Source organism: Protofrankia sp. CiP1_Cm_nod4 (genome assembly GCF_982290645.1).
In genome coordinates this window covers 3861-13469 of sequence record NZ_CEVIVC010000141.1, presented here as the reverse complement: position 1 = coordinate 13469, position 9609 = coordinate 3861, and the positions used below count along the sequence as shown (strand labels likewise).

General features: G+C 74.0%; 6 protein-coding genes. 5 read left to right on the top strand and 1 reads right to left on the bottom strand.

Going from position 1 to position 9609, the window contains the following annotated elements; genetic code table 11:
- The 5 genes from AC5LSR_RS20040 to AC5LSR_RS20020 all read left to right on the top strand — a co-directional run.
- Positions 1 to 4476 (top strand): type I polyketide synthase (locus AC5LSR_RS20040; RefSeq protein ID WP_493468814.1); only part of this gene is annotated, 4476 nt, incomplete at its 5' end.
- Between the two features lie 240 nt (positions 4477 to 4716).
- Positions 4717 to 5493, top strand: coding sequence for an SDR family NAD(P)-dependent oxidoreductase (locus tag AC5LSR_RS20035; RefSeq protein WP_013873904.1), 777 nt, complete (start codon positions 4717 to 4719; stop codon positions 5491 to 5493).
- 268 nt (positions 5494 to 5761) lie between these two features.
- Positions 5762 to 6229 (top strand): ester cyclase, encoded by a 468-nt coding sequence (locus tag AC5LSR_RS20030; RefSeq protein ID WP_250286217.1) that lies wholly within the window; start codon positions 5762 to 5764, stop codon positions 6227 to 6229.
- Entirely contained in the window at positions 6226 to 6702 is a 477-nt protein-coding gene (locus AC5LSR_RS20025; RefSeq protein WP_250286219.1) for a nuclear transport factor 2 family protein, read from the top strand. Before AC5LSR_RS20030 ends, AC5LSR_RS20025 begins: the two co-directional genes overlap by 4 nt.
- 285 nt (positions 6703 to 6987) lie before the next feature.
- Positions 6988 to 8499, top strand: coding sequence for an acyl-CoA carboxylase subunit beta (locus tag AC5LSR_RS20020; RefSeq protein WP_250286221.1), 1512 nt, complete (start codon positions 6988 to 6990; stop codon positions 8497 to 8499).
- A gap of 239 nt (positions 8500 to 8738) precedes the next feature.
- On the opposite strand, the gene AC5LSR_RS20015 is transcribed toward AC5LSR_RS20020, so the two are convergent.
- Complete coding sequence (locus AC5LSR_RS20015) at positions 8739 to 9188, bottom strand: hypothetical protein (protein WP_445548778.1); 450 nt, start codon at positions 9186 to 9188, stop codon at positions 8739 to 8741.
- Positions 9189 to 9609 lie beyond the last annotated feature (421 nt).

The window sequence follows — 9609 nt, the reverse complement described above, 5'->3', positions numbered from 1 at the left end:
CCCGAACACTGGACCCGCCACATCCGCGCCACCGTCCACTACCAGCACGCCACCGAAACCCTCCACCACCACGGCACCACCACCTACCTCGAACTCGGCCCCGACCCCGTCCTGACCGCCCTCACCCACGAAACCCTCACCAGCACCAGCACCAGCACCAGCACCAGCACCAGCACCAGCACCAGCACCAGCGACGAAACCACCGGCGACAGCACCGGCAGCCGCACCGCCCCCGTCGCCGTCCCCCTGCTGCGCCGCAACCGGCCCGAAGCGGCCACCCTGCTCACCGCGCTCGCCACCGCACACACCCATGGCGTCCGCCTGGACTGGCCCGCCCTCTTCACCGGCCCCGACACGACCGGCCCCGACGCGGCGATCGCCCTGCCACACACCGTCCCCCTGCCCAACTACGCCTTCCAGCGCCAGCGCTTCTGGCTGCGCCCCGCCACCACCAGCGGCGACCCCACGACCCTGGGCCTCGCAGCCACCCAGCACCCGCTCCTGCGCGCCGCCCTCACCCCCGCCGACACCGACCAGACCATCCTCACCGGCCGGCTCTCCCTGCACACCCACCCCTGGCTCGCCGACCACGCCGTGCTGGGCTCCGTGATCGTCCCGGGCACGGTGTTCATCGAGCTCGCCCTGCACGCCGGCGAGATCACCGGGTACGACACCGTCGACGAGCTGATCGCCGAGGCGCCGCTGGTGCTGCCCGGCCGGCGCGGCGTCCAGGTACAGGTCGTCGTCGGCACACCGGACGAGACGGGACGCCGGCCGATCGCGGTCCACTCGCGGCCGGACGGCGAGCAGCCCCGCGCCGACGGCTGGACCCGCCACGTCAGCGGCTACCTGACCGCCGACGACACCCCCGGCGCGGACGCGGCGGCGGCCGAGGCGGCCGCCGCGCAGGCCCTGGCGACCTGGCCGCCTCCGGGCGCCGAGGCCATCAGCACCGACGGTGACGACAGCGACGGCGACGGCGGTCCCGGCAGCGGCAGCGCGTACGTCGACAGCGTCTACGAAGCCCTGGCCGGCGCGGGGCTGGTGTACGGGCCGACGTTCCGCGGGCTGCGCGCCGCCTGGCGGCGGCAGTCCGAACGGGGCGAGGAGCTGTTCGCCGAGATCGAGCTGCCCGAGCAGGTACGTGCGGACGCCGGCGACTTCGGCCTGCACCCCGCCCTGCTCGACGCGGCCGTGCACGTCAGCGCCCACCGGGGGCTGCTCGACGCCCCGCCAGGCCAGGTGCAGCTCCCGTTCGCCTGGTCGGGCCTGCGGCTGCACTCCGCCGGCGCGTCCGCGCTGCGGGTGCGGCTGGCGGTGACCGGGCCGGACCGGCTGTCCCTGCACACCGCCGACGGCACCGGCGCGCTCGTGCTGTCGATCGCCTCGCTCACCGGCCGGCTGGTGTCCTCGGCGCAGATCAACGCCGCGCGGGCCGCCGCCGGCGGGGCGACGGACGACGACACCCTGTTCGCGGTGGACTGGAAACCGCTGCCGACGTCGACGGCCACCGACCGGCGGACCTGGTCCGTGCTCGGCACCGAGGAGCACCTGCGCGACCTGCTGCGGCAGGTCCGCGCGGACACCCGCGCGTTCGCCGACCTCACCGACCTCACCGCCGCCCTCGACCTCGGCGAGCCCACCCCCGGCCTGGTCTTCGCCAGCGGCCTGCCGGCCACCGGCGTCGACGGCAGCGGCCCGAACGACAGCGCCGGCGCCGGCGACGGCGGCACCGGCGGCACTGGCGGTGACGTCCTGGCCGCCGCGCACGCAACGGCGCGCGGCGTCCTGGCCCAGGTGCAGGCGTGGACCGCCGAACGTCGGGTCGACGGCACCCAGCTCGTCATCGTCACCCGGCACGCGGTCGCCGTGGACGGCATCCCCGCCGACGCCCAGGGCACAGCCGACCCCCAGGGCACAGCCGACGCGCACACGACAACCGCTCAGGAGACGGACGCCAGCGGGACCGCCGGCGGCGGAACTGTCGGCAGCGGGGCCGTTGGCAGTGAAGTTGTTGACGAAGCTGTCGATGTCGCGTCCGCCGCCGTGTGGGGGCTGGTGCGTTCGGCGCAGGCCGAGCATCCCGGCCGGATCGTCCTGCTCGACGTCGACGACGATCCCGCCTCGGCCGCGGCGTTGCCGGCGGCGCTCGCCGTCGCGGACGCCGGCGGCGAGCCGCAGCTCGCGATCCGCGCGGGCAGCGTCACCGTCCCCCGCCTGGTCCGGGTTCCGGCGGCCGACCCGGCCGACGAGGCCGACCCGGCCGGCACGGCAGGCCCAGGCACGGATGTGGCCGCGGGCAGCTCAGCGTCCACCACGGACACCGCGCTGGACGCGCCGGACACCACGTCGGACACCACAGCGGCGGACACCACAGCGGCCGGCACAGCGGCCGGCACAGCGGCCGGCACAGCGGCCGGGACGCCGTTCGCCGCCGGCGGCACTGTTCTGGTCACAGGTGGTACCGGCGCGATCGGCGCGCTGGTCGCCCGCCACCTGGTCGCCGCCCACGGCGTCCGCCACCTCGTCCTGACCTCCCGCAGCGGTCCCGACGCCGCCGGCGCGGTGGCGCTGCGGGACGAGCTCGCCGAGCTCGGCGCGACCGCCACCGTCGTGGCCGCGGACGCCGCCGACCGTGGCGCGCTCGCCGGCGTCCTCGCCGCTATCCCGGCCGAGCATCCGCTGGCCGGGGTCGTGCACGCCGCCGGCATCGCCGACGACGGCCTGCTCGCCGGCCTCACCGGTGACCGGCTCGACGCGGTGCTGCGTCCCAAGCTGGACGGCGCCTGGCACCTGCACGAGCTCACCCGCGGGCACGACCTGGCCGCGTTCGTGCTGTTCTCGTCCCTATCGGGGCTCACCGGCGGGACGGGGCAGGCCCCGTACACGGCGGCGAACGCCGCGCTGGACGCGCTCGCGGCGTACCGCCGGGCGCACGGCCTGCCGGCGCTGTCGCTGGCGTGGGGCCAGTGGGCGCTCGCCAGCGGCGTCACCGCCCGCCTCACCGACGCCGACCGGGAGCGCATCACCCGCTCCGGGCTGCGGCCGCTGTCGGACGAGGCGGGCGTGGCGCTGTTCGACACCGCGCTGGCGGCCGGCGCCCGCACCGCCCGCGCGCTGCTGGTGCCGGCGCCGCTCGACCTGGCCGCCATCCGCGCCGGGTCCGCGTCGGCCGGGGTGCCCGCGCTGCTGCGCGGGCTGGTCCGGCCGGCCCGGCGGGCGGCGGGCACGGCGCCGGCGGGTGGCCGGTCGGCGCTGCGCGAGCGGCTCACCGGCCTGTCCGGGGCCGAACGTGACGCGGTCATACTTGAGCTTGTGCGTAGCGAAACCGCGAATGCTCTCGGCTATGCCGACGCCGACCCGGTCTCCGCCACCGGCGCCTTCGTCGAGCTGGGGCTGGACTCGCTCACCGCGGTCGAGCTGCGCAACCGGCTGGAGGCGCACACCGGCCTGCGGCTGCCGGCGACGCTCACCTTCGACCATCCGTCCCCGGCCGACGTCGCCGAGCTCATCGCCGGCCGGCTCGACTCCGCCGGGCCCGATTCCGCCGGGCGGGGGACGCCGTCGGCGCTGGCGGCGGGCGCGGGCAGCGGCGGGCCGTCAGCCGACGCCGTCGCCGCTGTCGGCGGGGGCATCGGCGGTCTGTACCGGCGGCTGTTCGACGCCGGGCAGATGAACGCCGCCGCGCAGCTGCTGGTCGTGGCGTCCAGCCTGCGTTCGACGTTCGACGAGGCGGACCGCCACGAGCACACCCCGCCCCCGCTGACCCTGGTGACCGGGCCGTCCCGGCCGAACATCGTCTGCTTCCCGGCGCTGTCGGCGCTGTCCGGCCCGCACGAGTACTCCCGGTTCGGCAGCCTGTTCCGCGACGAGCGGGACGTCCACGTGGTGCCGGCCCCGGGGCTGCCCACGGGCGACCTGCTCCCGGGCTCGGCCGCCACGCTGATCCGGATGCACGTGGACGCGGTCAGGCAGGTCGTCGGGGACGAGCCGTTCGTGGTCCTCGGCCGTTCGATGGGCGGCTGCGTGGCGAACTCGGTCGTCGCCGGCCTGGAGGCGGAGGGGATCTTCCCGGCCGGGCTGATCCTGGTCGACTCCTACCCGATCGACACCCCCTCCCGGCCGGGGATGGAGTGGTGGAACGCCGCCATGATCACCGCGCTGGTGGAGCGGTTCGACCGCTTCGACATCTCGACGCTGGACACCCGGCTGTCCACCATGGGCACCTACAACCGGATCTTCGGGGACTGGCAGCCGTCCGAGGTCCGTGCCCGCACCTTGCTCATCCGTGCGGAACAGCCGCTGGCCGGCACCCCCGCCGAGACGGCGGGCCGGCCGGACTGGCGGGCGTACTGGACACTCCCGCACGAGATCATCGACGTCCCCGGTGACCACTTCACCATCCTTGAGGAGGACACCGGGACGACCGTCGCCGCGGTGGCCAAGTGGCTGGCGTCGCTTGCCCAGGCGACCTGAGCGGCCCATGAACGGATCCAGCCCGCGCACCGGGGCCCGGCCCGCGCGTCCCACACCGCGCGTCAGCCGGGCACCGGACGGGCATCAGCCAGGCAGCGCGCGGGCACCGGCCAGGCATCGGGACCGGCCTCGCGGCGGACATCCCGGACGACCCACCCCGTGGACCAGAAGCAGCGTGATCGTTTTTCGCGCCGCCGACGGCCCCGGGTCACCAATAGATAACCAGCAGAGGGGACAAGCATGACACTTCCGGCAGTCGTCGTGACCGGCGCCGCCGCCGGGATCGGCCGGGCGACCGTGGAGCTGTTCGCCGAACGAGGCTACGGCGTCGTCGCCGTGGACCCCGACACGGCCGGCCTCGCCGAGCTCGAGGGCATCAAGAACGTCGTGACGCTCGAGGGCGACGTCTCCACCGAGAAGGCGAACGTCGAGGCGGTGCGGCTGGCCCTCGAGCACTTCGACCGCCTCGACGCCGCCGTCCTCAACGCCGGCATCGGCGGCGCGCCGCCGATCGAGGCCCCCGGGGCGATCGAGCAGCTCGACCGGGTCCACGCGGTCAACGTGCGCGGCGCGGCACTCGGCATCCGGGCCGCCGCTCCGGCGCTGCGGGCCGCCGGCGGCGGGGCCATCGTCGTGACGGCCTCCGGCGCCGGGCTGCGCGGCGACCCCTACACCTGGGCGTACAACGCCACCAAGGCGGCGGCGATCAACCTGGTGCGGTCGGCCGCGCTCGACTACGGCTACCAGGGCATCCGGATCAACGCGATCGCGCCGGGCATCACCCTCACCCCGCGCACGGCGCCGGTGAAGCACGATCCCCGGCTGTTCGCGAACATCAACCGGCGGATCCCGCTGCGCCGCTGGGGCGACCCGCGCGAGCAGGCCCAGGTGATCTGGTTCCTCGCGACCCCCGAGTCCTCCTACATCACCGGCGCGGTGATCCCCAGCGACGGCGGCCTCAGCGCGAGCAACGGCTTCCTGCTGCCCCCGACGTACGACGGTGAGCCGATGCAGTGACACCCACTGCGGGGGCACCCGGTTCGGGGACGCCCGGTGCGCCCGGTGCCGGTGCCGGGACACGCGTCCCCGGTGGATCCACCCTCAGCGGATCCACCGGGGGCCCCCGTCCACCACTACCCGGCGGATTCACGCACGGCGGATTCACGCACGGCGGATTCACGCCTGCCGCGTTCGTGCCGGCCGCATGCATGCCGGCCGCGGGCCCGGCACGCACGATGTTCACAACATTCATGACGTTCACGGCATTTATGAGAGGGAAAGATTTATGACCACCACTGACCAGCTCGCCGGGACGGCGGCGGCCGTCGCGACGGACAGCCTGGACAGTCTTCGGACGAACAAGACGATCGCCCGGCGCCTGTACGAGGAGATCGTCAACGAGGGCCGGCTGGAGTTGCTCGACGACTTCCTCGCCAAGGACGCCAGCCGGAGCACCGGCAGCGGCACGTTCGGCCGCGACAGCTTCGCCAGCCACGTCACCGAGCTGCGGCACAACGTCACCGACCTGAAGACCACCGTCACCGACATCGTGGCCGAAGGTGACCGGGTTGTCGTCTTCTGGCGTATCCAGGGCATCCACTCCGGCGAGGTCTGGGGCGTGCCCGGCACCGGGAACACCATCGACGGCACCAGCATCAGCCTGATCACGTTCCATGACGGCAAGGTCGTCGACTACGTCGTCACCCCGGACCGGCTCACCATCCTCCAGCAGCTCGGCGCGATCCCGGCATGACCCGCAAACTGTCGGCCGCCGACGTCGCCGAGATCCACCAGACCATCGCGCTGATCGCGCACGTGTACGACAACCGCGCGCTCGACGCCCTGCCCCTGCTCTTCACCGACGACGTCGAGATCGAGCTCGGCTACGGTGAGGGCGTCCAGCTGCGCGGGATCGACGCCGCCCGGGAGCTGTTCGGCCAGCGGCAGCCGGACGGGGCCGACCACCAGACGGTGAACACGCTGATCCTGACCGACCCGGACGGGACCGTGCGGACCCACAGCCGCTACATCGCGCTGCGGTCGGACGGGACTACCACCAACGGCGACTACCTGAGCATCGTCGTGCACACCGAGCGGGGCTGGCGGATCGCGTACTTCCGCAGCGTGCTGCGCTACCCCCTCGAGCCCGAGGCCGGCCCCCGGCCGACGGCGGTCACGGACGAGTGGCGGCTGACCGCCGACCGTCTCCCGGTGATCGTCGACTGACCCTCGCGGATCACGTCCAGCGCACCCCGCGCGGCCGGGCCCGGCCGTGGCGGCGAGCCGCCCGGCCCGTGCCGGGCCGGCCACCCGAGCCTCGCGGGGCGCGCCGGCCGTTTTCGTCCCGCCTCATCGCCCACCGCACTTCACCGCACTTCACCGCACTTCACCGCGTCCGCCATGCGTCACTGTTCGTCATTCACCGCTGTTCGCCACATATCGCTGTTCGTCATTCACCGTTGTTCGCCGAACCCGCCGGATGCGCCGGGGTTCGCCAGGAGGAGGCAGCAGATGACAGGGTTGACGGCTCGTCCCGAGGACGCCGTTGCCAGGATCGCTCTTCCCCGGCCCGCCGCCGACGACGACGTCCAGGCCGATCGGAGAGCCCCCGCGGCACGCCTGGCCCAGCTGCTGGACACCGGCTCCGTGACCGCCCTGCACCCCGCCGACGACACCGGCGTGCTCGCCGTGCGCGGGCGGATCGACGGCGCCCCCGTCCTCGCCTACTGCACCGACGCGACGGTGATGGGCGGCGCTCTCGGCCTCGGCGGCGCCCATCACATCGTCGACGCCATCGACACGGCGGTGCGCGAGGGCCGGCCGGTGATCGGGCTGTGGCACTCCGGCGGCGCCCGGCTCGCGGACGGGGTCGAGTCCCTCGACGGCGCCGGCCGGATGTTCGCGGCCATGACCCGGGCCTCGGGCCGGGTGCCGCAGATATCGGTGGTGCTCGGCCCGGCCGCCGGCGCCGCCGCCTACGGCCCCGCGCTGACCGACATCGTGATCATGTCGACGTCCGGCCGGATCTTCGTGACCGGCCCCGACGTCGTGCGCAGCGTGACCGGCGAGCAGATCGACATGGCGGACCTCGGCGGCGTCGACGCGCACGGCCGCCGCTCCGGGGTCGTGCACGTCACCGTCGACACCGAGGACGACGCGTTCGTCCGGGCCCGCCGGATCACCGGCCTGCTCACCCGCCCCGGCCGTTTCGACCCGGACACCGTGGACGACGGCCGGGACCTGCGCGAGCTGCTGCCCGCGACGGCGCGGCGCGCCTACGACGTCCGCCCGCTGCTGCTGGAGATCCTCGACGGCGCCGGGCCGTGGAACGCCTTCGAGGAGCTGCAGCCCCGCTGGGCACCCAACATCGTCATCGGCCTCGGCCGCCTCGGCGGGCACACGGTCGGAGTCGTCGCCAACAACCCGATCCGCAAGGGCGGCTGCCTGGACTCGCTGAGCGCGGAGAAGGCCGCCCGGTTCGTGCGCATGTGCGACGCGTTCGGCGTGCCGCTGCTGGTCGTCGTCGACGTGCCCGGCTACCTGCCCGGCGTCGGGCAGGAGTGGGACGGTGTGGTCCGCCGGGGCGCGAAGCTGCTGCATGCCTTCGCCGAGGCGGTGGTGCCCCGCGTCACCCTGATCACGCGGAAGTCCTATGGCGGGGCGTACATCGCGATGAACTCCCGTTCGCTGGGCGCGACCGCCGTCTACGCCTGGCCGCAGGCCGAGGTCGCCGTCATGGGGGCGGAGGCCGCCGTCGGCATCCTGCACCGCCGGAAGCTGGCCGCCGCCGCGGACGACGAGCGGCGCGAGGAGCTGCGCGCCCAGCTCGTCGCCGAGCACCAGCGGGTCGCCGGGGGTGTCGACCGCGCCCTGTCCCTCGGCGTCGTCGACGAGGTCATCGACCCGGCCCGCACCCGCCGCACCCTCGCGCGGACCTTCGCCACCGCGGCCGAACACCCCGCCGCGGACGAGCGCCTCACCACGGCCGGCCCCCGCGGCGGCCACAACAACATCCCGCTGTAACCGGAGCCCCCGGCAGGCATGTTCCCGGCAGGCATGTTCCCGGCGAGCGGCCCGCCGGGAACATGCCTCGGGACGACGGCCGGGAATTTCCCCGGCCGGCGCCCCGGAACCCACGCTGGCACCGGCCCGGATCCGGCCGGGCCGGATCCGGGCCGGCCGGAATCAGTCCGGGAAAATCAGCCGGAAGAGCCCGATCACCGGTTTTTCCACCGGTCTCACGATAGGTCCTGCCACCGGTTTCACGATTCTTGCTGCGGGTCCTCCGAGCCACCGAACGGTTGCCGTGGCCCACCGAACGGTTCCGCTGGCTGGCTGAAATCCCTCGTCTCACCGCCCTGCTCCGCTTCGGCACCCGGCTGCCCGCCTGCCTCCGCCGTGGCCGGCCCGCTGCCCTCACCCTGGGCCTCGGCGCCCGGCCGCGTCCCCTCACCTCCGCTCTCGGCCTGCGCGGCCTGCCCGGCCTGCGCGCCCGGCACCGTGACACCGACGAGTTCGCGCAGCCGCGTCTCGACGTAGGGCTCGGTGTGGTGCGACCTGTCGGCGATCCGCCGTACGAGATCGTTGACGCTGGTGGCGGCCTCCAGGTCCGCGATGCTGACCTGGACGAACTGATCGAGGATCTGGTGGCGGATCTGCTCCCAGTCCCCCCGCAGCCGCTGCTCCAGCTCCTGCGCCTGCTGCTGCTCCATACGATCGCCTCCACCGCGAGCCAGCTATTTGTAGGAATAAAACTACTTCGCTACCAGGCGGCGTCAACTCGAGACAACAGATACATCAGCACCCCGTTCCCGACACGCCAGCCGTCCTATTCCGCCGGAATACCACGACCTGGCCGATGTCCGCCGCGACGGATGTACCGGAACAAGCCATCTTTTTTTCCGAACAAAAGGACCGGCCCGCCGCCCCGCCATCCCGACTCACGATCCCCGACTCACGTCGTGTGGCCCACGATCCCCGGCCCACGATCCCCGGCCCACGTCGTGTGGCCCACGTCCGATTTCACGGCCCCTTCCGGCTTTTACCGACTCGCGCCCGGCCGCCAAGCGCGCGCCCGACACGGCAGCGGCCCCACCCATACCGGATCCCGCTGATCGCCGATCGCCGATCGCC